Origin of the sequence: Arthrobacter sp. FW306-06-A, from assembly GCF_021870055.1 — a bacterium.
Classification (GTDB): Bacteria; Actinomycetota; Actinomycetes; order Actinomycetales; family Micrococcaceae; genus Arthrobacter.
On the sequence record NZ_CP084552.1, the window covers coordinates 568,118 to 590,595 of the forward strand.

The 22,478-nt window shown below is 67.0% G+C and carries 23 protein-coding genes; 14 read left to right on the forward strand and 9 right to left on the reverse strand.

Annotated features, from left to right (window positions below; all coding sequences use genetic code 11):
- Positions 1–20: 20 nt before the first annotated feature.
- The 5 genes from LFT49_RS02815 to LFT49_RS02835 all read right to left on the reverse strand — a co-directional run bounded on the left by LFT49_RS02815 (position 21) and on the right by LFT49_RS02835 (position 4,062).
- Positions 21–278 carry a hypothetical protein gene (locus LFT49_RS02815; protein ID WP_236800804.1) on the reverse strand — a complete coding sequence of 86 codons (258 nt, stop codon included), beginning with the start codon at positions 276–278 and terminating at the stop codon, positions 21–23.
- Between the two features lie 349 nt (positions 279–627).
- Positions 628–1,863: a YihY/virulence factor BrkB family protein gene (locus LFT49_RS02820; RefSeq protein WP_237429693.1), complete on the reverse strand. Its 1,236-nt coding sequence runs from the start codon at positions 1,861–1,863 to the stop codon at positions 628–630.
- Between the two features lie 104 nt (positions 1,864–1,967).
- Positions 1,968–2,630 (reverse strand): DUF3618 domain-containing protein, encoded by a 663-nt coding sequence (locus tag LFT49_RS02825; protein WP_236800806.1) that lies wholly within the window; start codon positions 2,628–2,630, stop codon positions 1,968–1,970.
- Positions 2,627–3,058 (reverse strand): phage holin family protein, encoded by a 432-nt coding sequence (locus LFT49_RS02830; RefSeq protein WP_236800420.1) that lies wholly within the window; start codon positions 3,056–3,058, stop codon positions 2,627–2,629. Before LFT49_RS02830 ends, LFT49_RS02825 begins: the two co-directional genes overlap by 4 nt.
- Positions 3,058–4,062 (reverse strand): hypothetical protein, encoded by a 1,005-nt coding sequence (locus tag LFT49_RS02835; RefSeq protein WP_237429694.1) that lies wholly within the window; start codon positions 4,060–4,062, stop codon positions 3,058–3,060. Before LFT49_RS02835 ends, LFT49_RS02830 begins: the two co-directional genes overlap by 1 nt.
- 126 nt (positions 4,063–4,188) lie before the next feature.
- Here LFT49_RS02835 and LFT49_RS02840 point away from each other — a divergent pair, with 126 nt between their 5' ends.
- Positions 4,189–4,896, forward strand: a complete 708-nt coding sequence (locus tag LFT49_RS02840) for a hypothetical protein (RefSeq protein WP_237429695.1) — start codon at positions 4,189–4,191, stop codon at positions 4,894–4,896.
- 51 nt (positions 4,897–4,947) lie between these two features.
- Here LFT49_RS02840 and LFT49_RS02845 read toward each other — a convergent pair whose 3' ends face one another.
- Positions 4,948–5,988 (reverse strand): NAD-dependent epimerase/dehydratase family protein, encoded by a 1,041-nt coding sequence (locus tag LFT49_RS02845; RefSeq protein WP_237429696.1) that lies wholly within the window; start codon positions 5,986–5,988, stop codon positions 4,948–4,950.
- Between the two features lie 147 nt (positions 5,989–6,135).
- On the opposite strand from LFT49_RS02845, the gene LFT49_RS02850 reads away from it, so the two are divergent.
- The 11 genes from LFT49_RS02850 (at position 6,136) to LFT49_RS02900 (ending at position 18,290) form a co-directional block, all read left to right on the forward strand.
- Positions 6,136–7,092 carry a sigma-70 family RNA polymerase sigma factor gene (locus LFT49_RS02850; protein WP_237429697.1) on the forward strand — a complete coding sequence of 319 codons (957 nt, stop codon included), beginning with the start codon at positions 6,136–6,138 and terminating at the stop codon, positions 7,090–7,092.
- Between the two features lie 310 nt (positions 7,093–7,402).
- Complete coding sequence (locus LFT49_RS02855) at positions 7,403–7,939, forward strand: D-glycero-alpha-D-manno-heptose-1,7-bisphosphate 7-phosphatase (RefSeq protein WP_237429698.1); 537 nt, start codon at positions 7,403–7,405, stop codon at positions 7,937–7,939.
- A complete protein-coding gene (locus LFT49_RS02860; protein ID WP_237429699.1) occupies positions 7,939–9,027 on the forward strand; it encodes a glycosyltransferase family 9 protein in 1,089 nt (362 codons plus the stop codon). The genes LFT49_RS02855 and LFT49_RS02860 overlap by 1 nt, the downstream gene beginning before the upstream one ends.
- Positions 9,024–10,058, forward strand: a complete 1,035-nt coding sequence (locus tag LFT49_RS02865; RefSeq protein ID WP_237429700.1) for a glycosyltransferase — start codon at positions 9,024–9,026, stop codon at positions 10,056–10,058. The genes LFT49_RS02860 and LFT49_RS02865 overlap by 4 nt, the downstream gene beginning before the upstream one ends.
- The gene (locus LFT49_RS02870; RefSeq protein ID WP_236821137.1) at positions 10,055–11,329 is read left to right on the forward strand and encodes a glycosyltransferase; all 1,275 of its coding nucleotides are present in this window, start codon (positions 10,055–10,057) and stop codon (positions 11,327–11,329) included. The genes LFT49_RS02865 and LFT49_RS02870 overlap by 4 nt, the downstream gene beginning before the upstream one ends.
- Before the next feature lie 56 nt (positions 11,330–11,385).
- The gene (locus LFT49_RS02875; RefSeq protein WP_237430459.1) at positions 11,386–12,051 is read left to right on the forward strand and encodes a D-sedoheptulose-7-phosphate isomerase; all 666 of its coding nucleotides are present in this window, start codon (positions 11,386–11,388) and stop codon (positions 12,049–12,051) included.
- Positions 12,048–13,445 carry a PfkB family carbohydrate kinase gene (locus LFT49_RS02880; protein WP_237429701.1) on the forward strand — a complete coding sequence of 466 codons (1,398 nt, stop codon included), beginning with the start codon at positions 12,048–12,050 and terminating at the stop codon, positions 13,443–13,445. Before LFT49_RS02875 ends, LFT49_RS02880 begins: the two co-directional genes overlap by 4 nt.
- Positions 13,446–13,491: 46 nt before the next feature.
- On the forward strand, positions 13,492–14,208 hold the full coding sequence (locus LFT49_RS02885) for an SDR family oxidoreductase (RefSeq protein WP_142131363.1): 717 nt from the start codon (positions 13,492–13,494) through the stop codon (positions 14,206–14,208).
- Positions 14,209–14,311: 103 nt separating this feature from the next.
- Complete coding sequence (locus LFT49_RS02890; RefSeq protein WP_236821140.1) at positions 14,312–15,763, forward strand: aldehyde dehydrogenase family protein; 1,452 nt, start codon at positions 14,312–14,314, stop codon at positions 15,761–15,763.
- On the forward strand, positions 15,760–17,295 hold the full coding sequence (gene rfaE2, locus LFT49_RS02895; protein WP_236821141.1) for a D-glycero-beta-D-manno-heptose 1-phosphate adenylyltransferase: 1,536 nt from the start codon (positions 15,760–15,762) through the stop codon (positions 17,293–17,295). Before LFT49_RS02890 ends, rfaE2 begins: the two co-directional genes overlap by 4 nt.
- Before the next feature lie 32 nt (positions 17,296–17,327).
- Complete coding sequence (locus tag LFT49_RS02900) at positions 17,328–18,290, forward strand: spermidine synthase (protein WP_236821142.1); 963 nt, start codon at positions 17,328–17,330, stop codon at positions 18,288–18,290.
- Positions 18,291–18,336: 46 nt separating this feature from the next.
- On the opposite strand, the gene LFT49_RS02905 is transcribed toward LFT49_RS02900, so the two are convergent.
- A complete protein-coding gene (locus LFT49_RS02905; RefSeq protein WP_236821143.1) occupies positions 18,337–19,254 on the reverse strand; it encodes a LysR family transcriptional regulator in 918 nt (305 codons plus the stop codon).
- 127 nt (positions 19,255–19,381) lie between these two features.
- On the opposite strand from LFT49_RS02905, the gene LFT49_RS02910 reads away from it, so the two are divergent.
- Positions 19,382–20,758 carry an MFS transporter gene (locus LFT49_RS02910; RefSeq protein ID WP_236821144.1) on the forward strand — a complete coding sequence of 459 codons (1,377 nt, stop codon included), beginning with the start codon at positions 19,382–19,384 and terminating at the stop codon, positions 20,756–20,758.
- Between the two features lie 61 nt (positions 20,759–20,819).
- Positions 20,820–21,569: a 3-hydroxybutyrate dehydrogenase gene (locus LFT49_RS02915; protein WP_236821145.1), complete on the forward strand. Its 750-nt coding sequence runs from the start codon at positions 20,820–20,822 to the stop codon at positions 21,567–21,569.
- A gap of 18 nt (positions 21,570–21,587) precedes the next feature.
- Here the strand turns inward: LFT49_RS02915 and LFT49_RS02920 are convergent, their stop codons facing one another.
- Together LFT49_RS02920 and LFT49_RS02925 are read right to left on the reverse strand one after the other, a co-directional pair.
- Positions 21,588–21,851 (reverse strand): hypothetical protein, encoded by a 264-nt coding sequence (locus tag LFT49_RS02920; protein ID WP_236800825.1) that lies wholly within the window; start codon positions 21,849–21,851, stop codon positions 21,588–21,590.
- A 166-nt stretch (positions 21,852–22,017) separates the two neighbouring features.
- Positions 22,018–22,392, reverse strand: a complete 375-nt coding sequence (locus tag LFT49_RS02925) for a winged helix-turn-helix transcriptional regulator (RefSeq protein WP_236800826.1) — start codon at positions 22,390–22,392, stop codon at positions 22,018–22,020.
- Between the last annotated feature and the right edge of the window lie 86 nt (positions 22,393–22,478).

Consider the following 22,478-nt stretch of genomic DNA (forward strand, 5'->3'; position numbering starts at 1 on the left):
ACTGAATCGTCATCCCCGGTTTAGACCAAATCGGGAGCGCTGGAAACGATGTAGTCAGCCGCGGCTGGCCCGGTCATGGAAAGGTTGTTGCTGTCGGGGTTGATACCGGCTTCGTGCATGGCCTCCCAAAGGGCGGCCGGCTCATGGAGTTCAACCTTCTGCAGGAGGCACCAACTGGTATAAAGGCCGTATAGCTCGTCGCGTCCCAGGCCCAGGCCGGGCTCCTTATCGGGGATAACTGCTTCGGCAAGAAACTGTTCAAAATGGGTAGCAGGCATGTCCGCTCATTTAAGGGTTGACCGAGATGCCGCCGTCTGCTTCAGCGGACCTGCCGGTATCCAGAGGATCCCGGCGAGGTATTCAAGAAAGTATTGCAGCTCGCTGCGATTTGTCCAGTCGAACCTGTCCAGTGCGGCCTCAAGCCATGGGAGTTTGAGGGGGCCGACGGCGACTGGGGGGACTGGCCTCGGTCTCAGGAGAGGCCATCTCACCGCCGACCCCGCTTCGCCCCGGGTTCGGTGCAACCCGGAAAACTGAACAGGACCTTCAAGATGAATTTTCCTCCATCCTGAAGGTCCTGCCTAGTCCCTCTGTTGGCCCCTTTAGCCGGGGCGTACACCTGTCCTCCTAGGCGCTTCCGCCCCTTGGGCCGCCGTCGGACCCTGTGTTGCCGGCACGGTGCTGCACCTTCTCGCGGATCCTGTCGCGGTGGCTCTCCCCGGGCCGTTGGCCGTTCTGCCCGTCGACATCGGACTGTCCGTCCTGGTCCCCATCGGAACCGTTCTGGCCCTGCTGGCCGTTCTCGGCGGCGTACTTCTCCCGCAGGTCACGGCCGTGCTTGATGTCATCCTCGATCTGCTGCTGCAGCTTTTCGCTCTTCTTGGTGTCGCGTGGCGGCAGCTGGATGGTCTCCTCCGCCTTGATGCCGGCCTGGAGTTCGCGTCCCCGCTCCACCTCGGCGTCAAACTCTGCGCCGAACAGCAGCGACATGTTCAGGATCCAGAGCCACAGGAGCATGATGATCACGCTGCCCAGGGCTCCATAGGTCTTGTTGTAGTTTCCAAAGTTGCCAACGTAGAAGCCGAAAGCCAGCGAGGCGACCAGGAAGATCACCAGGGCGATGGCCGAGCCCATGCTCATCCAGCGGAACTTGGGCTGCTTGACGTTGGGGGTGGCGTAGTAGAGGACCGCAATGATGGCAATGATCAGGATGACCATCACCGGCCACTTGGCGATGTTCCAGACGGCGAGGAAGGCGCCGCTGAGTCCGATCAGTCCGCCCACTGCCTCGGAAACCGGGCCGCTGAGGACCAGCATGCCGGCCAGAAGCGCCACGATGACCACGGCGAGGAGGGTGACGGCAAGCATCGTGCCCCGAAGCTTAACGAACGGCCGGCCCTCATCCACCTCGTAGATCCGGTTCATGGCCCGGCCAAAACCACCCACGTAGCCTGAAGCGGACCAAAGGGCGGTGACAATGCCGATCACCAGGGTGAACCCGGCCGCCGGCGCGCTTGTCAGTTCAGTAATGGGGCCGCTGATCGTGCTGACCGTCTCTGCCGGGGCGAAGCCGCGCACGATCTCAAGCAGGGCATTGGTGGTCTTCTGGGGATCACCAAAAAGGCCAAGGAGGGAGACCAGCGCCAGCAGGGCGGGAAACAGGGAAAGGACCGCGTAGTACGTCAAACCCGCAGCCAGGTCCGGGCACTGGTCCTTGCTGAACTCGCGCAAGGTCTTCTTAGCGATGTACTTCCAGGACGGCTTGTAGAGATCCCTGGGGCTGTCGGGCTTCCTTGCGTCGTCGGGTGCCGGAGCCTGGGCCGCCTTCGCGGTACTGGTCTCGGAATCGTCGTGAGTGGCCATGGGGCGTCCTCTCAATCAGGGGGCGAAGCCAACAGGCCGACCCCGGGAAACGGTGCCGGCCTGTTGGACAGGGCTATTGCCTTTGCGGTGCCTAGCCAGGCGGGCTAGGTGTTTTGGACGTTGTCTTTGGCGTCTGTGGCGCGGTCTTTGACGTCGGTGGCGGCTTGTTGGCCTTCGGTTTTGACGTTTTGTGCGGCGTCGGTGGCGGTGGCCTTGACGTTTTCCATGGCTTCCTGGGCGGGTTCCTTCAGGTCCTGGGCGACGGTTTTGGCGGCGTCGGTGACCTGGGTTGCCAGGGGCTGGGCTGCGGTTTTGAGTTGGTCCGCGGCTTCGCGTTCTTTCTGGCTTGGCGGGATCAGGGAGGAGACCAGCAGCCCGGCGCCGAAGGCGATGAGTCCGGCGGCCAGGGGGTTGCCGGCGGTTTTGGCTTTGACCTGGTCCGGGGCGGCGCTGACGGTGTGGCCGGCGTCGGAGAGTTTGGCCGAGACGGTGTCGGTGGCCTGGTGCAGGCTGTCCCCGGCCGAGCTCATGGCGTTGCTGGTGTGTCCGGCGCCGGCGGAGGTTGTGTCGTGGACCTTGGTGGTGGCGGTGTCTGCTGCTCCCATGATTTTCTCCTTCACCCCGGTGACGGCATCGCGGACTTTGTCGGTTTGGCGGTGCACGATGTTGGACGGGGTGACTTTGTCGGCTACGGCGTCGACGTTGGTGCCCAGGCGTGCCCGGGTCGCTTCGATGTCTGCTCGGATGACGTCAGGGTTTTCGCTCATCGGTTTACCTCACCTGGTTTTAGGGTTGGGGGAATTTCTGAGAGGGTTTCGCCTGTTTGGGGCAGGCCCTTGATCTGCTTGAGTTCCTTGCGGCCGATCGAGGCCAGGACTGCGGCGATGATCGCCCAGATCACGGCGACGATCAACGCGGCCCAGCCCAGGGCCATGACGGCGCCCAGGGCCCACATCAGGGCAAGGGAGAGGAAGAGCAGGACGAAGTGTCCGCCTACGCCGGCGCCGGCGAGCATGCCTGCGCCCTTGCCGGCCCGGGAGGTGGATTGCTTGAGTTCGGCCTTGGCCAGCTCCACTTCCTGGCGCATCAGGGTGGACAGGTCCCGGGTCACATCACCGAGCAGATCGCCCAGGGACGCGTTGTCCGCTTTCACATGCGCCGCGCTGGGCGGCGGCTCAGGAATCTGGCTACTCATCACAGACCACCCGTCTGGCCACCCCGGGTGCGGTCCTGGGTGAGGGGATCGTTCGCCATGGGATCGTCAGCAAGCGCTCGGTCCCGCAGCGGGTCGTCGGACAGCTGGTTGCCGGACCAGGGTTCCTCCACCAGTTGCGGGCTGTCGAGCCCACTGGCCGGACCGGCGGACTCGGAGTAGCCGCTGCCCGGTGCGCCGCCGTCGTAGCCTGCCGTGGTGGTGGCCGGGGCGGGGAGTTGCACGGGCGGGGGAGGGACGGTTCCACCGGCAACGGGGTAGGACTGGCTGTACTGGTCCCCGTACGTGCTGCCGGAGTACTGTCCGGACAGGCCTCCGGCACTGGTGCCGGCAGACGAGGGGGAGGCCTCCGGCGCGCCTGCGGTGAGGCCGCGGGTGAGGCGTCCGGCCAGGACGCCGGCGCCTGCTGCGAGGAGCAGGAAGGTGCCGGGGCGGTTGCGGGCGAAGCGCTGGACCTCGTTCAGGAGGTCACCGGGCTCGCGGTTCTCCAGCCAGGACGCTATTGAGGAGGTGCGTTCAGCTGCCTGCCGGACCAAGTCGCTGGCCATGCCCTGCTGGTCCGGGGCGCTGGCCATGCTGTGCAGCTGGCTGGAAATGTTGCGGATGCCTTCGGCCGCTTTCTGCTTCTGTGTGCCGGCCTGGCTGGTCAGCCCCGACTTGGCCTGGTGCAGCAAATCCTGCGCATTGGACTTCGCCTCCTGCGCCACGTTCGCGGCCTCGCTCTTGGCCGTCTCCGCCACGTTCTGCGCCGATCCTTTGGCGGTCCGGGCTACGTCGGCTGCTTCTTCCTTGGCTGCATCCTTTCGGGATGAACCAGCGGCGTCCCCGGCCTGGGCGTCACTGGCCTGGGCGTAGCCGGTCTGGCTCTCGCCGGTGAGGGGAGTGGCGGTGGACGGGAAGGTGGCGGGCTCCCGCTCGCCAGGAATTCCTGTGCTGGCCGGAGGGGCCGTGTAAGCGGGATCCTCGGACCATTGGTTCTCTGTCATCTTCGCTCTCTTTCCAAGAAGGCCGGTTGTTGAATCAAGAACCAGCAATACTGGCCGTAAAATGATAAGCATGATTACTAATAAAAGGTAAGTACCCTTGCTAAGCGAGTTATAACCGTTCCAAAAATGTCAGCCGGAATGGCCATGGCCTGCCCGGTCACAGCGAAGTGGAAAGTGGTGGGAAAAATGGACACAGCTCCATGGGTATGGGTGATAGTTGCCGTTGTTGTGGTGGTGCTCATCGTGGTGCTGCTTCTGGCCGGAGGAAGGCGCCGGAAAGCAATGCAGGAGAAGCGGGACCAGGAGCACCGGGAAAAGGCTGCCGAGATCCGGCGCGAAGCCGAGAATATGGAAATTGATGCCCGCGAACGGGAGGCCAAGGCCATTCGGGCCCGTGCGGACGCCGAACAGGCCAAGGTTGACGCGGCGCGCCTCCAAAAAGAAGCTGAACAGCGCAGCCACGAGGCGCAGTCCCTGCGCGGAGATGTTGCCAGCCATACCCGCAAGGCGGACGAGATCGACCCCGACGCCGGAGTGGACCGCAGCCGGCGCCACGATACTCCTGCCGGCAGCGACAGGCGGTACGTGGACAATACACCTGACGGCACCGCGCATCCGAACACTGGAAATCCAGATGCCGGCCAGACGAACGCTGGACAATCGAACATCGGACAGTCCGACGTCGAGCCTGGCCGCGGCGCACACCGGGAAGCGACAGCTGCAGGTGCCAATGCGGAAATTCCTGAGGATGAATCCGGGCTGAGGCGTCAGCCTGGCCCCGGGAACACTTCCGCCGGGCGGGATGTACGGGGAGAGGAAAATCCGCGCATCTAGTCCGGCTGTCCCGGTGGTGGAATCAACCGCGGGATAGTCGCTGCGGCGTAGCTAAGGCTTGCGCGGCTTCAGGACGGGGGAAGGGGCTGCCCCTTCCCCCGTTCCCATGCCCTGGAGGAGTTCCTTGACGGCGTCGATGGAGGACACCTGCGGTTCCCACCCCAGGATGCGCCGGGCCCGGCTGGTGTCCATGATGGGTGCGCCGGCGGCCATCTCCACCCAGCCTGAATCGGTGGGCTGGATCCTTGCCCGCCACGTCAGGTCCACCACCGCGTGGAGCAGCCGCATGGGGATGGGCAATATTCTCTTCGCCCCGAGGATGCGGGCCAGTTCCTGGGGATTCAGGACGGGCTCTGCGGCGATGTTGAAGGCGCCACTGGCCCGCTGGTCCACGGCCCGCCAGTAAGCCTCTGCGACGTCGTCCGCATGAACTGCCTGGAAAACCAGGTTGTCCGGGGCCGGCAGCAGCGGGAGCCAAGGTTTCCGCGGGACGAGCCGCGGAAAAATGTGCCCAAGGAAGTACCTGCCGATCTCACTTCCCGCCCGGCCCTGGAAAATGAGGCCCGGCCGGAGCCGGGCCACCGAAACGTCCGGATGTGCGGCGGCGAATTCATCCAGCAGTTTTTCCTGCTCGGCTTTGTGCCGGCTGTAGTGGGAGCCTGCCATTCCGGTTGCCGGCCAGGACTCGTCCCTGCGCGGCTCCTTGCTTGACTTGCTGTAGGCGCCCACGGAGGACGCGCAGACAACCTGCTTCACGCCTGCCCTGCCGGCAGCTTCCAGCGCGTTCTTCGTGCCGGTGACATTGGTCCGGTGCAGGAGGTCCAGGTTGTGGTTCGGCTGGATTTGCCACGCCAGGTGGACCACTGCGTCAACGCCCGCGAGGGCCTTTTCCAGCTTCTGCCCGTCCTGCTCCAGGCCCACGTCCAGGGTGTGCCACTCCACGCCGGCGTAGGGCGCCAGTGAGGTGTCGGGGAGCCTGCGGCTGATGCCCACAAGCTGCAGGCTGCCGGGCTTCCGGGCGAGTTGGCCCTGCAGGTTGCGCAGCAGTGCTGTTCCGGCGTTTCCGCTTGCTCCGGTGATGGCGATGCGCATGGCAAAACTCCTTGGCGGGTTGGTCCGGTCGCCGCTTATATTCCGAGCCTACAGCGGAGAAGGATTGTTTTATAAGCAACCTTATGATTTGCTGCTTCTAAGTCTTGCCGCAGGCTTTCGGAACCAGACCGAGGGAAACCAACACTCATGCCCGAATCCTTTGCCGCACTTGCCATGGATGCTGCGCCTGTCCATCGCCAACAGCCGGAACCGGCACAACAACAAAGTCCTCCCGCCACTTCAGGGCGGCTGCGGGAGACATTCGAAAACGACCTGGTCCTGCGCTACCTGGACCTCGCCGAAGCCCTCGCTGCGCGGTTTGAAGCCCGCGGGAGGGAACGCGCAGACCTGAACCAGGTGGCCTACCTGGGCCTGGTGAAAGCGGCCCGCGGCTTTGACCAGGCCAAGGGCGAAAGTTTCCCCGCCTATGCCGCTCCCACCATCACGGGGGAACTCAAGAGGTACCTCCGGGACCGGACGTGGGTTGTTCGCCCGCCGCGCCATATCCAGGACCTGAGGACCCGGCTGTTCCGGGCGGAGCCCGAGCTGACCCAGTCGTTGGGCCGGAACCCCAGCGTTGCGGAACTGGCCGGCGAGCTGGGGACTGATCCCGCGGAAGTGCAGGAAGCGATTTCGGCGTCGAGCAGCATGCATCCGGATTCCCTGGACGCGGTGAACCCGAACTCCGACGCACCCTCCATCGGAGAAGTGCTGGCATGCCCGGACACGCCACTCGAGCGGCTTGAGGAACTGGCATGCCTGCGGGACGCCATGCAGGACCTGGACGACTCGGACCGCGAGCTTTTGTACCGGCGCTACTTCTGCGAGGAAACGCAGGTGCAGCTGGGGAAGCGGTTGGGGATGTCCCAGATGCAGGTATCCCGACGCCTGGCGAAGGTGCTGGTGGAACTGCAGCGGCGCTTGGAGACAAGCGCCCAGTTCTCCCGGCCTGAGGACATGGCCGGCAATGGAACCTCAACCCACGCCGGGCAAGCCGGCGGTATGGGCAGTCCGGTTGCGCCGTTCCGCCAGGCCCGGAACGCAGGGCACCAGGGCATTGCCCGCACTGGCGGCCGCCGCCTCGGCGGCACGCGGACCCGGTAGCAGGGGATCAGGTGGCAGCAGTCCCCCCAGCACGCCCTCGGGAGTGTGGCCATGGCGGAATTTCCGGCGACAGTGGGTTTCTGAGGACAGTGCACTTTCTGGGGACAGAGCAGCTTGTTACGACGGCGGTACGCCGTTTCGAAGGCGCCGGTGCGGGCCTGGGCGGAAAGGCTGGAAGAGCCCTGAAAGGAGCAACTGCAGCGCCCCAATCCCTATCTTGCCTGTTCAAACGGGTATCAGAACAAGCCTCTACAGCCGAAAAAGCCTGCGGCGCTGTTTAGGAGCAGGAGCAGGAGGGAACAGGTTGTTTATGGGAAGCTCTGAAACCTCCAAGCTCCGGGCTGTCCTGTTCGACCGGGACGGGACCCTGGTGGTCGATGTGCCCTACAACGGGGACCCCGGCAAAGTACGGCCCATGGCCGGCGCCAAGGCTGTGCTGGACAGCCTGCGGGCGGACGGCATTGCCACCGGCGTGATCAGCAACCAGTCGGGCATTGCCCGCGGGCTGATTACGGCCGAGGACGTGGCAAAGGTCAATGCACGCGTGGAAGAACTGCTGGGACCGTTCGACGTGTGGGAGGTCTGTCCGCATGCCGAACAGGATGGCTGCGACTGCCGCAAACCTGCTCCCGGGATGGTGCACAGCGCCTGCCGCAAACTTGGTATCACAGAACCCGAAGCCGCCCTGATCGGGGACATCGGTGCCGACGTGGGTGCCGCGGAAGCGGCAGGGGCCACCGGAGTACTGGTGCCCACCCCCGTGACACGCGTCGAAGAGGTAGCCGCTGCGCGGCTGGTCGCACCGGATCTTGCCTCCGCCGTCGGACTGCTGCAGGGGACCGCCTGATGGGGCGCGTCCTGGTGGCCCGGCTGGACAGCATGGGCGACGTCCTGCTGGCCGGTCCCGCTGTCCGGGCAGTGGCAAACGGGCGGGCACAGTACGGCGGCAGCACCAACCACGTGGTGATGCTGTGCGGCCGGCAGGGTGAAGCTGCGGCCGCGATGCTCCCTGGGGCCGCAGATGTCTACAGCTGGGACAGCCCCTGGATCATGAACCCGGCGCCCAGGATGACCGGCCCGCATGCCGACCGGCTGATCGAATATGTCCGCAATTCCCGGATCACCGAAGCCGTCATCCTTACGTCCTTCCACCAGTCACCGTTGCCGCTGGCGCTGTTGCTTCGGCTGGCCGGAGTGGAGCGCATCACGGGGGCCTCAACTGACTACGCAGGTTCACTGCTGGACGTACGCCTCAAGCCCGGTGAGGACTTTCCGGAAGACCAACCCGAGGCGGAACGGGCGCTGGGCATTGCCGAGGCCGCCGGTTTCCGGCTGCCAGCCGGGGACGACGGGAAGCTGCACGTCGACTCCGTCCCCGACGTAACCGACCTGGTAGGCGACGAGCCCTACGTTGTGGTCCACCCCGGAGCGGCCGTCCCCGCAAGGGCGTGGCCCCCGCTGCACCATGCAGCCGCCGTCGAACTCCTCCAGGGCGCTGGGTACCGCGTGGTGGTGACCGGCGGCCCGGCGGAAAAGTCATTGACCGCCACGGTGGCCGGCCCCTCGGCCCTGGACCTGGGCGGACGCACCGATCTTTCCACTATGGCTGGCGTGATGGCCGGCGCCGATGCCGTGGTCAGCGGCAACACCGGGCCTGCCCACCTGGCAGCTGCGGTGGGAACCCCCGTGGCATGCCTGTTTTCCCCCGTGGTCCCGGCCATCCGCTGGGCGCCCTACGGCGTGCCCCTGGAACTCCTCGGGGACCAGAACGCCCCCTGCCGCATGTCCCGCGCCCGGGTTTGCCCCGTCCCCGGCCACCCCTGCCTCGACTCGGTCCCGCCGGAAGAAGTGGTGGCCGCGGTGGAGCGCCTGATCAGCGGGGTGAGCTCCTTCAGCACCCATGTGAGTACCCGTAGAAAGGCCCGCAACAGATGAGAATCCTGCTCTGGCATGTTCACGGTTCCTGGACGGACGCGTTTGTCCGCGGCCGTCATGAGTACCTGCTCCCCGTCCTGCCCGAAGGTGGGACCTGGGGACTGGGCCGCGCCGGGAGGGACTGGCCGGACTCCGCGCGGGAGGTGGATCTGGCGACGCTCGACGCCGACGCCGTGGACGCCGTCGTCCTTCAACGGCCCGAAGAGATCGACGAAGTGGTCCGCACGCTGGGGCGCATGCCCGGCGTCGACCTTCCGGCCGTGTTCGTCGAACACAACACCCCCAAGGGCAACTTCCCGAACATCAGCCATCCGCTCGCTGGCCAAAACAGCATCCCCGTTGTCCACGTGACCCATTTCAACCGGTTGGCCTGGGACAACGGCTCCGCTCCCACCACCGTGATCGAGCACGGCATCCCCGACCCGGGGCAGCTCTACACCGGCGAGCTGCCCGAACTGGGCGTCGTGATCAACGAACCCGTCCGCCGCGGCCGCGTTACTGGTACGGACCTGTTGCCCGCCTTTGCCTCTGTGGCACCGCTGCAGGTGTTCGGCATGAAGACGGACGGCCTGGCCGAAGCCACCGGAATCGAACCTTCACTGCTGACAGCCCGGGGCGACCTGAAAACCGTTGAGCTGCACCGGGAACTGGCCCGCTGCCGGGTCTACGTCCATCCGATGCGCTGGACCTCGCTGGGCCTGTCCCTCCTGGAAGCCATGCATCTGGGCATGCCGGTGGTGGTGCTGGCGGCCACGGAGGCCCCCCGGGCGGTGCCGCAGGAAGCCGGCATTGTTTCCGCGGACGTCGACGAACTGCTCCGCTGCGCAGCGCGGCTGGTTGCCAATCCGGATGAAGCCCGACGGCGGGGACTTGCCGCCCGTGAGGCGGCGCTGGAGCGTTACGGCCTGGGCAAGTTCCAGGACCGCTGGGATGAGCTCCTGGCGGACCTGCGGACCCGGCCCCGGCACTCCGACAACGGACGTCCGGGCGAGCGGATCCTCGTTCCGGCGCGGGAGAGGAAGACCCCATGAAGATCGCCATGATTTCCGAGCACGCCAGTCCGCTGGCGGCACTTGGAGGGGTGGATGCCGGCGGACAGAACGTGCACGTTGCCGCGCTGTCGGAAGCCCTTGCCAAGCGGGGCCACCACGTCACCGTCTATACGCGAAGGGACGGAACGGAGCTCCCCGGGAGGGTGCGGGTGGGACGGCGCCTCGAGGTGGTCCACGTCGACGCCGGCCCTGCCCGGCACGTGCCCAAGGACGAGTTGCTGCCCTACATGGGCGAACTCGCTGACGGTGTGGCCGCCGACTGGGGCCAGCGGCCGCCGGACGTGGTGCACGGGCACTTCTGGATGTCCGGCCTTGCCGCCCTCGACGCGGCCCGCCGGCCGGACACCAATTACCGGGTGCCAATGCTGCAGACCTTCCACGCGCTGGGAACCGTCAAGCGCAGGCACCAGGGTGCCGAGGACACCAGCCCCGAGGCGCGCCGCTGGCTGGAACCAGGGGTGGGCCGCTCTGCGGACCGGATTATCGCCACCTGTTCGGACGAGGTTTTCGAGCTCAAGGCCATGGGCATCGCCACCGGCAAGATCTCCATCGCGCCCTGCGGTGTGGATCTTGGCTTCTTCTCACCGGAGGGTCCGGCCGCCGCGCGGAAGCGCCGCTACCGGATCCTGTCCGTAGGGCGGCTGGTGCCCCGCAAGGGCGTGGACCTGGTCATCCGTTCGCTCCCGTACCTCAAGGCGGCCGGATTCGAGGACGTCGAACTCCTGATCGTGGGCGGCGGCGACTCGAACGGGATGCACGCCGACCCGGAAATCCGCCGCCTCATGGACCTTGCGGCCCAGCTTGGCGTATCGGAGCAGGTAACCCTGCAGGGCCAGGTGTCCCGGGCTGAAATGCCCGGCATCTTCCGCAGCGCCGACGCCGTCGTGTGCGCACCCTGGTACGAGCCCTTCGGCATCGTCCCGCTGGAGGCCATGGCCTGCGGTGTGCCCGTGGTGGCAGCCGCGGTGGGCGGTCTCCGGGACACGGTGGTGGACCATGCCACGGGCCTGCATGTGCCGCCCAAGGACCCTGAAGCCATTGCGTCGGCCCTGTCGCTGCTTCTGGAAAACCCCGACCTCAGGGCCAAGCTCGGCCAGGCCGGCGAGCGCCGGGCCCGCACCCGCTACTCCTGGGACCGGGTGGCAGCGGAAACCGAAAAGGCCTACCAGTTGGCCGTGGCCGGCGTCCAGAAAAGCGCCCAGGCGGGCGCTCCGGCCGGGATCGTACCGATGGAAGGAGCCGCACTGTGACTGCCGAATCATCCCTGCGTGAATCAAGCCTGCGCGAAGCAGACCTCCGCACACTGATGGTGCCGCCGGCGCTGCCTGCGGTGCTCCCGGGAGCCACGTTCGTGGACCCCGCCAGTGCGGACGCCGTCCGCACCCACCTGGACAACGTGCTTCCGGCACTCGAATCGCTGCGCAGCCAGTCCGGCCGGCTTGCCGCCTGGGGTGTGGAGCTGGCCCAGCGCCTGCTTCGCGGGCATCGGCTCCTGGCGGCAGGAAACGGCGGCTCGGCCGCGGAGGCGCAGCACCTGACCGCCGAATTGGTGGGGCGGTTCGACTCCGAGCGGGTGCCCTTCTCCGCAATTTCCCTGCATGCCGAGTCGTCCGCCGTCACCGCGATCGCCAACGACTACGGGTACGACGACGTCTTTGCCCGGCAGGTGCGGGCGCACGGCCGTTCGGGCGACGTGCTGATGCTGCTGTCCACCAGCGGCAAGAGCCCCAACCTGCTGCGGGCTGCGAGAGCTGCCTCCCGCCTCAACGTGACCACCTGGGCGCTTACCGGCTCCGGACCCAACCCCTTGTCCGAGGCCTGCGACGAGGCGGTCATGGTTGACGCCTTGAACGCCAATGCCCAGGAAGGGCACCTGATCGCGCTGCACGCCGTCTGCCGTGCCTTCGACCTTGAGGTTGCCCGGCACACTCCGTCCCTGGCCGCCGGGCCGGCAAAAGGAGGCCCGCGATGAGGATCGTTGTGGTGGGCGACGTGATGCTCGACGTCGACCTTTCCGGTGAAGCAACCCGGCTCAGCCCTGACGCGCCGGTTCCCGTGGTGGACGTTTCGGGCGTCCGCCGCCGTGCGGGAGGTGCGGGCCTGGTGGCGCGCATGCTCGCGCAGGACGGCTGGCCTGTCACCTTGGTGACAGTCCTGGGGGATGACGACGCCGGCAACCAGCTCCGTGCGCACCTCGCCGGGGTGCGGCTCGTGGCGGGGGCGAGCGGCTACCCCTCGCCGGTCAAGACCCGCGTGCGGGCGGGGTCCCATGCGGTGGTCCGTTTCGACCAGGGCTGCGAAAAGACACCGGTCCCCGACGTCAGCCCCGCCATGCTCCGTGCAGTGGAGAAAGCCGGCGTGGTCATCGTTGCCGACTACGGCAGGGGACTGGCGGCCAACCAACAGCTGCGGGACGTGCTCGCACGGCTTGCCGGCGAGGTGCCCATCATCTGGGATCCGCACCCCTCCGGGCCCGAACCGGTGCCGGGCGTCGCCGTCGTGACGCCGAACATTTCCGAAGCCACCAAGGCAGTGCAGTCCGGAGCCGGCAACCTTACCGACCGGGATGACCCTGCGGCCGCCGTTGCGGAGGTCCTGCTGGAGCGTTGGCGCAGCCAGGCCGTCCTGGTGACGAAGGGCGAGGAGGGGGCCGTCCTGCTGCAGCAGGGGGAGGCCACTTCCCGCACCGTTCCCGCGCCGCGGGTGGAAGCGGGCGATCCCTGCGGCGCCGGCGACCGCCTGGCCGCCAGCCTTGCGGTGCACCTCCTGGCCGGCCGCGACCTGCCGGAGGCAGCGGCCCTGGCTGTCCATGACGCCGCGGATTTCCTGGCTGCCGGCGGGGTGGCGGCACTGCCGGAGACAAGTGAAACCAATGACGCCGCGGGTCCGCGCCCCGCGCCGGCCCGGCGGACCACGGAGCCGCTGCTGCTGGCCCGCTCGGTGCGCGAAAGCGGTGGAAAGGTGGTGGCCACCGGCGGCTGCTTCGACCTGATCCACGCAGGCCACATCCGGTCCCTCACGGCAGCCCGGGAACTGGGCGACTGCCTGATCGTATGCCTGAACTCCGATGATTCCGTGCGGCGGCTCAAAGGCCCCGAGCGGCCCATCATCGGCCAGCACGACAGGGCGGAACTGCTCCTGGCCATGGAATGCGTGGACGCGGTGATGGTCTTCGACGAGGACACCCCCGAGGCCGTCCTGGACCGGCTCCGCCCCGATATCTGGGTCAAGGGCGGCGACTACAAGGGCGCCCGCCTCCCCGAATCGGACCTGGTGGAAAGCTGGGGCGGACGCTGCCTCACCGTCCCCTTCCACCCCGCCCGCTCCACCACAGGCCTGGCGGACGCACTCGCCAAGGTCAGCTGATCCTGCTTACCCCTTCAAACTTGTTTTCCCCATTGAAAGGAACACCATGACTGCAGAACCTACTGCAACTGCCTCCACCACGCCCGGCCGCGTCCTGGTGACGGGAGGTGCCTCCGGACTGGGCGCCGCCGTCGTCGAAGCCGTCCTCCGCTCAGGCGGCACCCCCGTGGTCCTGGACCGCGACATCAGCAGCGTCTCCGGCGTGAAGGCGTTCGAAGTGGACGTGGCCGACCGCGCCGCCGTGGAGCACGCCGTCCGCGAAGCCGCGGAAACCCTGGGCGGCCTGGACGCCGTGGTCACCGCGGCCGGGATCGACCGCTGCGGCAAGCTGGCCGACGTCGAAGCCACCGAGTGGGAGAAGGTCATCGGGGTCAACCTGATGGGCACCGTTTCCACCGTGCGCGCGGCCCTGCCCTACCTCAAGGAAACCCACGGCCGGGTAGTCACCGTGGCCTCCACCCTGGGCAAGCGCGCCGTGGCCGATGCCACCGCCTACTGCGCCTCCAAGTTCGGCGTTGTGGGCTTCAGCCACGCGCTGGCCGCGGAAACCGGCGGCGAAATCGGCGTGACCACCATGATCCCCGGCGGCATGAAGACGCGCTTCTTCGATGACCGGACGGAGCAGTACAAGCCGCAGGATGACTCCCGGCTCAACGACCCCGCCAACACGGCCCAGGCCATTCTGTTCGCCCTCAACCAGCCCACGGGCTGCGAAGTCCGCGAAATGCTGATCTGCCACGAGGAAGAAGGTTCCTGGCCCTAAACCGGAACCGGCTACACCACCGGCTCCGGCCACACCACCTGGTGCGGCCACAGCAGGACCACCAGCAGCAACTCATCCAGCACCGAAAGGCGGGAGGAACACCATGCCCACCACAGCCATCGAAACAACCGCAGGCAATGAAACAGCCCAGGGCGCCGGCGTCACCATCCAGGACCCGCGAACCGGGGAGGTGCTTTGGACAGTTCCCGAAGCGGAACCGGACGCAGTGAACGATGCCGTGAGCGTGGCCCGCAGGGCTGCCCCCGGCTGGGCAGCAACAGCTCCCGCCGAACGCGGTGCAGCCCTCCGTGCCGCCGCCAAGGCGCTCGAAGCAGCTGCACAGGAACTCGCGGGCTTGAACGCCAGCGAAACCGGACGGCCGGAAGCCGAGGCATTGGCAGGCATCGCCGCCGGTGTCTCCACCCTGGAGCAGTATGCCGAACTGGGCCCGGTCCAGCGCGGCCACAGCCTCCGCGGCAGCCGGTCAGCCACCGACTACACCATCGCTGAACCGCGCGGGGTGGCAGTCCTGCTGACCCCGTGGAACGACCCCGTAGCCGTAGCCTGCGGACTCATCGGCGCCGCGCTGGTCACAGGCAACGCGGTGATCCACAAACCCAGTGAGCGCTGCCCGCGCCTGGGCGAGGCGCTGGGCGAGGTCCTGGCCCCGGCCTTCCCCTCCGGTGTCTTCCTGACCATTTCCGGCGCGGCCGGAGTAGGTGCCGCCCTGTCCCAGGCGGAGGTGGACGTCATTGCCCATGTTGGATCCAGCGCATCCGGTGCCCGGATAGCCCAGGCAGGAGCCCTCACGGGCGCCCATGTCATCAGGGAAAACGGCGGCAATGACCCGTTGCTGGTGGACCGTGACGTCGACCCGGCCTGGGCGGCGGAGCAGGCCGCGATCGGTGCGTTCGCCAACAGCGGGCAGATCTGTACTTCGGTGGAACGGATCTATGTCCACCGCGATATCGCCAAGGAGTTCTGCAACGCCCTGGAGGCAGAGGCGGCGCTCCGGAACAACAATGGCACCGTGGCACCGCTTGTGGACCTGCGGATGCGGGACGCCGTCCACGCCCACGTTGCCGACGCCCTGGCGCAGGGCGCGCGCGCCGTCGAGGGCGGCAGCGTGCCGGACGGGCCCGGTTCCTTTTACCCCGCTACGGTCCTGCTGGACTGCACCGATGATATGCAGGTCATGGCCGAAGAGACGTTCGGTCCGGTGGCGCCGGTGCAGGTGGTGGACACGTTCGACGACGGCCTGCGCCTGGCCTGCAGCGGCAGGTACGGCCTGGCCGCCACCGTCCTGAGCGGCAACATCGCACACATCCAGCAGGCAGTGGCCGCGCTGCCCGTGGGAACCGTGAAGGTCAACGCAGTGTTTGGCGGCGCACCCGGAGGTGCTGCCCAGCCACGCGGAGAGAGCGGTGCCGGGTTCGGCTACGGGCCCGAGCTGCTGGACGAGTTCACCCAGGTCAAGGTGGTGCACATCGAAGCTCCGCCGGCACCGGCAGGTTCCGGAGCCGGTTCCGTCCCCGAGGAACAGGACCTGCCATGAGTGCGTCCCCGGAACATGCCGATCTCTCCACCCAGCGGGCACTGTCCGACTGGCTGCCCGGCCGGCTGGCCGCGGAGCAGCCTTCGATCCTGGTAATCGGTGACGTCATGCTGGACGGCTGGTGGAGCGGCAACATTGAACGGCTGTGCCGGGAAGCCCCGGCGCCGGTGGTGGACATCCAGACCCGTGAATCGGTTCCGGGCGGGGCGGCCAACACCGCCATGAACTTGGCTGCCTTGGGCGCGAAGGTGTCGGTGGCCGGGATCATCGGCGCCGACGACGCCGGTGAGGACCTGCGCGGGCAGCTTGCCGCCGCAGGCATCGATGTCCAGCACCTGCACACGCACCCGGACATGGTTACCACCACCAAGATCCGGATCAGCAGCGGGGGCCAGGTGATGCTGCGCCTCGACGACTCGGCCAAAACTGTCCCTGCCGACGCCCTCGCCGCGCTCACCGCGTCGGTGGGTGCCGCCGTCGAACGCCGGGATGCTGTCCTGGTGTGCGACTACGGAACCGGCGTGGTGGCGGACCCCGTCCGCACAGCTCTTGCCGAGGTCCTTGGCAGCGGCACTGCCGGAACCGACCGTCCGCTCGTGGTGGTTGACGCGCATGACCCCCGCCCGTGGGCCGCCCTGCAGCCCGACCTGGTGACCCCGAATGCGCAGGAGGCCGCGCAGCTGCTGGACCGGAAACTGCCGGAAGGCCAGGAACGGGTGGACGCGGTGGGTGCCGAGGCTGCAACGTTGCTCCAGGGAACCGGCGCGCGCGCCGTGGTGGTCACGCTGGACCGGGACGGCACCGTGCTGTTGACGTCCGACGGCGTGCGGCACCGCACGTGGGCACGGCCGGCAGCCGAGAAACAGGCATCCGGGGCGGGCGATACCTTTGTGGCGGCCCTGACCTTGGCCCGCGCAGCCGGGCTGCCGCTGACCGCCAGCCTGGACCTCGCCCAATCGGCTGCCGACGTGGTGGTGCACCAGCCCGGCACCTCCGTGTGCAGCACCGCCCAGCTCAGCCGGTATCTGGAGGCTTTCGCGGACACGGCGCTAAGCGCGGATGAGCTGGAGCGGCAGATGGAGCTGCACCGGGCCCAGGGCCAGCGGATCGTGTTGACCAACGGCTGCTTCGACGTGCTGCACAGCGGTCACACCCGCTACCTGAACCAGGCCAAACAGCTGGGTGACGTCCTGGTGGTGGCCCTGAACAGCGACGACTCCGTGCGCCGGCTCAAGGGTGCCGGCCGGCCCATCAACAACGAGGTGGACCGGGCAGCGGTGGTGGCGGCCCTCAGCTGCGTGGACTACGTGACGGTGTTCGACACCCCTACGGCCACGCCGCTGATCCGCAGGCTCCGGCCTGAGGTGTACGCCAAGGGCGGGGACTACACCCCCGAAATGCTGGAAGAGACACCGGCCGTGGAGGAGTATGGCGGCCGGGTGGCCATCCTGGACTATGTGGCAGAGCGGTCCACCACGGCCGTGGTGAACCGGATCCGGGACGGCAAGGGGGCAGCCAGCCCGGTCAACTAGGGTTGAGGCATGACTGAAGCGGGGCAAGGGTAATGGGCAAACGCGGAAAGTCAGGCGGCCGGGGCCGGCCCGCACCGGGAGTGGTGGAGGTGCCCAAGGGTGCTGCCCCCACTGGTCCGGTGGAGGGTGTCTATTACATCGATACCGGTGACTGCGAGCTGGTGGCGGACCAGGACAATTCCACCGGTTGGCTCCTGAAGATCAACGGCGTCATGAGCTCGCACATCGACCTGGCTGATCCGCTGTTCCTGGACTTCGAGTACATGCGGTGGATGGCGGCGCTCATCGAGTCGCGGTGGCCGCCGTCGTCCGCTGCCGGTTCCCCTGCCGGGGGCGGCCACAAACTCCGTGGGCTGCATCTGGGCGGTGGCGCCTGCTCCATGGCGCGCTACTTCTCCGCTGCCTACCCGGACGCCCGGCAGGTGGTGGTGGAACTGGACGGGAAGCTGGCGGAGTACGTGCGCGGGTGGTTCGACCTTCCCAAGGCGCCTTTGCTGCGGATCCGCGTGGGGGAGGCCCGCGCCGTGACCGAAACCCTCACCGCCCAGACCCGTGACTTCATCATCCGGGACGTCTTTGCTGGCGCCCATACCCCGCGCCCGCTGACCACGGCGGAGTTCACTGCCCACGCCAAGCGGGTCCTGGCGCCGGGCGGCCTGTACGTGGCCAACTCCGGCGATGCCCCGGACCTCAGGAACGCACGGGAGGATGCCGCCACCATCGCGGCCGCGTTCAAGCACACGGTGATCATCGCCGACCCCGCCATGCTGAAGGGCAGGCGCTACGGGAACATGGTGATGGCCGGCAGCGACGTGCCCTTCGGCGACGACCCCCAGCTGCGCCGCCGGCTCCTGGGCGGTGCCGTCCCCGCGCACCTTTGGGACGACGCCCAGGTGCGGGCGTTCGCCGCCGGCACGCCGGTCCGCCACGACCCCGTCCCGCCCCCACCGATTAATCCCCACCGGCCCCCTGACCTCACAAGTTCGGCCAGGTAACCCTGCCGGCGTGGGCCCTTTTTAATTTCAGCGTCCAAAACGGCAGTTACCCAGCAGTCGATGAGGATTCCTGCTTCCCCAGGAGCGCTTCGCGGTGCTCCGCCATCCGGTCCTGGAGCGCCTGTACGACGGCAGCCACGGCAGGACGGCGCAGCGAGTCCGGGCGCAGGACCATCCAGTAGGGGAGCAGTTCGCCGATCTTGTCGGGCAGCAGCCGGACCAGGTCATCGTGGAGGTCTGCCATGAAGCACGGCAGGAATCCCACGCCGGCGCCGGCCCGGGTGGCTTCCACATGGACGAACACATTGGTGGAGGTAAGGCCGTCGCGCATGGCCGGGACCAGCCGGCGAGGTGCGTCGAGGTCGTCCACCTGCAGCATCGAGTCCACGAAGTACACCAGTGGGTGCTGGTTGAGTTCGGCCACGGTGGCCGGCATCCCATGCTCCTCGAGGTAGGTGCGGGAGGCGTACATGCCCAGCCGGTAGTCGCCCAGCCGGATGGCCTCGGCCCGGTGCACCTGGGGTACGCCCACCACCACCTCGATGTCCAGCCCCGACCGCTGTTGCAGGGCCCGGCGGGTCATGGTGACCACTTCCACGCTGAGGCCGGGGTGGTCCCGGCGCAGCCGTGCCACGGCCGGGGCGGCAATATAGGCGCTGAAGCCATCCGTCGCGGTCATTCGTACGACGCCGGCAATCGCGTCGGGTGCCTGGCCCGTCGGTCCCAGCGTGCCCAGCACCGCCTCCACCTGTTCCGCCGCCCGCACCGCCTGTTCGCCAAGCTCCGTCAATTCCCAGCCTCCGGCGGCCCGGGACAGGACCCTGCCGCCGAGCGCCTTTTCCAACGCGGCTACCCTGCGCGAGACCGTGGTGTGGTTCAGGCCCAAAGCCTGTGCCGCCGTCGTAAATTTTGCCGAGCGTGACACCGCAAGCAGGACCAGCAGGTCATCGGGATTCGCGTTCATATCTGCAATTGTGCACATACTTAGTGCTCTTTTGGCCATTGAAGTGCCTTCTTTGTGCAGCAATACTCATCTGAGTCACTTGTGCTGGAGATCACAGCGCGTGTCAATGTGGACACTGAGGAGAACCATGAGCATTGAGCAAGGCCGGGCAATCGACGCCGGGCATGCACCCAAGGAATCGGGACTGAAGAGGGTTGTTGCCGCATCAATGGTGGGCACGGTGGTGGAATGGTACGAGTTCTTCCTGTACGCCACTGCCGCCACCCTGGTATTCGGCAAGTACTTCTTTCCCGCCACGGGGAATGACCTGGACGGAATCATCCAGGCCTTCCTGACCTATGCCGTGGGCTTCATCGCCCGCCCGCTGGGCGGCATCGTGTTCGGCCAGATTGGCGACAAGCTGGGCCGCAAGCCCACCCTGCAGCTGACCATCGTCATCATCGGCGTGTCCACGTTCCTGATGGGCTGCCTCCCCGGTTTCGCCGACATCGGATACCTGGCTCCGGCGCTGCTGGTGGCCCTGCGCTTTATCCAGGGCTTCGCGCTGGGCGGCGAATGGGGCGGAGCAGTCCTCCTCGTGGCCGAACAGAGCCCGAACAAGACCCGCGCCTTCTGGTCCAGCTGGCCGCAGGCCGCCGTCCCGGTGGGCAACCTGCTGGCCACCCTGGTGCTCTATATCATGTCCACCACCCTCAGCAGCGAGGCCTTCCTCGGCTGGGGCTGGCGCGTGGCCTTCTGGCTCTCCGCCGTAATCGTCTTCGTGGGCTACTACATCCGCACCAACGTCAGCGAGTCGCGCATCTTCCTCGAGGCCAAGGAGTTGGTCGAAAAGGAACAGGCCGTCAGCTACGGCGTGTTCGAAGTGCTCCGTAAGTACCCCAAGGGCATCTTCCAGGCCATGGGCCTGCGGTTCGCGGAAAACATCATGTACTACCTGGTGGTCAGCTTCTCGATTGTCTACCTCAAGAGCGTGCACAAGTACGACACCTCATCGCTGCTGCTGGCGCTGCTGATCGCGCACATCATCCACTTCGCCATCATTCCGCAGTACGGCCGCCTGGCGGACCGGATCGGCCGCAAGCCCGTCTACCTGGCCGGCGCCGTCCTCGGAGCCACCTGGCCGTTCTTCGCGTTCCCCATGTTCGATACCCGCAACGCCGTGGTGATCGTCCTGGCCGTGACCATCGGCCTCATCCTGCACGGCCTCATGTACGCCGGGCAGCCAGCCATCATGGCCGAAATGTTCCCCACCCGCATGCGGTACTCCGGTGCCTCCCTGGGCTCGCAGGTCACGTCCATCTTTGCCGGGTCATTGGCGCCGCTGCTGGCCACCCAGTGGCTCAAGGACACCGGGTCCTGGCTGCCCACCGCCATCTACCTGGTGGTCGCCTGCGTCATCACCGCAGTGGCCGTGCTGAGCCTGAAGGAGACCAAGGGTGTTGCGCTGGAGGACGTTGACAAGGAAGATGCTGCCCGCGAAGGGCTGCTGACCGCCGCACGCTGACTGAAACCCGCTCAACCGTGCGGGGCGTACGAATCGTGAGGGCATATAAAGGAGAACTGGAATGGACAACACGCTGAATGGACGCAAGGCCCTGGTCACCGGTGGTGCCAGTGGAATCGGTGCCGCCTGCGTGCGCGCACTCTCGGCGCGCGGCGCGAAAGTGGTGGTGGCCGACGTCGATGCCGCCGCTGCCGAGGCGCTCGCGGACGAGGTGGGCGGCAGCGCATGGGGCGTTGACCTGCTGGACACAGACGCACTGGCCACCCTGAGCCTGGACTGCGACATCCTGGTCAACAATGCCGGAATCCAGCGCATCAACCCCATCCAGGAGTTCGATCCCGCGGACTTCCGCCGGATCGTTACTTTGATGCTGGAGGCGCCGTTCCTGCTGATCCGGGCAGCCTTGCCGCATATGTATGCCAACAACTTCGGCCGCATCATCAATGTGTCTTCGGTGCACGGCATCCGTGCCTCCCCGTTCAAGAGCGCGTACGTCTCCGCCAAGCACGGCCTGGAGGGGCTGAGCAAGGTGACGGCGCTGGAGGGCGGCCCGCACGGAGTCACCTCCAACTGCATCAACCCCGGATATGTGCGCACACCGCTGGTGGAGAAACAATTGGCGGACCAGGCCCAGGTGCACGGCATCCCCGAATCCGAGGTGCTGTCCAAGGTGATGCTCACCGAATCCGCCATCAAGCGCCTGGTGGAACCGGAAGAGGTGGCCTCCCTGGTGGCGTGGCTGGCGTCGAACGACGCCGGCATGGTCACCGGCGCCAGCTACACGATGGACGGCGGCTGGTCCGCACGCTAGCGCAGGCCCCCTGGCACCCTAGTCCAGGGGCTTGACCATCCGGTGGTCGAAAAAGAAGACACCGTACGGCGTCTTGACTCCCACCGACCGGCGGTCCTGCCATACGACGACCCCTTCGCGCCTGCCGCTGAAGGGGTCGTCGCCTATCACCGTGTCCCCAACCCGGTAAGGGCAACGGGGTCCGAGGGCCGCCACCGTCCGGCCCCAGGCTGCCGCGAGGACAGTGCCGAGGCTGACGGGCTGTCCCATCTCCGAAAGATCCTGCGCATAGTCCTTGGCCACGTGACCAACTCCTTCAAGCGGCAGCCCGCCGCCTGCTAACGGTGCTGGTCGGCGGAACGCTCCCAGCAGAGGATGGTCCTCCCATTCCGGCCGCCACCGTACTCCTACGCTAGGTGCTATTCACACCAGTCACACCAGTAACAGGTACTCGCGTTTCGAAGACCCGCTACTTGCCCGCTCCGGTCCCGTTGACGATCTCCTCCGCGTTCTCGAATGCCCACGCCACCAGTGGTACCAGGAGCGCGCTCAACTCGTAGCCCCGCTCGGTGAGGCTGTAGTCCACCCTCGGCGGAATGACGGGCTGCGCGTTCCTGCTCACCAGGCCGTCACGCTCGAGTGTCTTCAACGTCTGTGCCAGCATCTTCTCGCTGATGCCCTCGGCCCGGCGTCGCAGATCGCTCCAGCGCTGTTCGCCCTCGGACAGCGCAAGCAGGATCAGGACACCCCATTTGCTGGTGATGTGGTCCAGCACCACACGGCTGGGGCACCCTGCCGGGAACACGCCGTCGTCAAACGCCAAGGGCAGGGGAGCTGCTTTCATACCGGTAGCTTACCTAAAGGTCAGTACCTTACTTAGAAGTGCGTACTCCCTTTTGGGAAGTTTTGTCCGCGGGCGGCGGTTGTGCT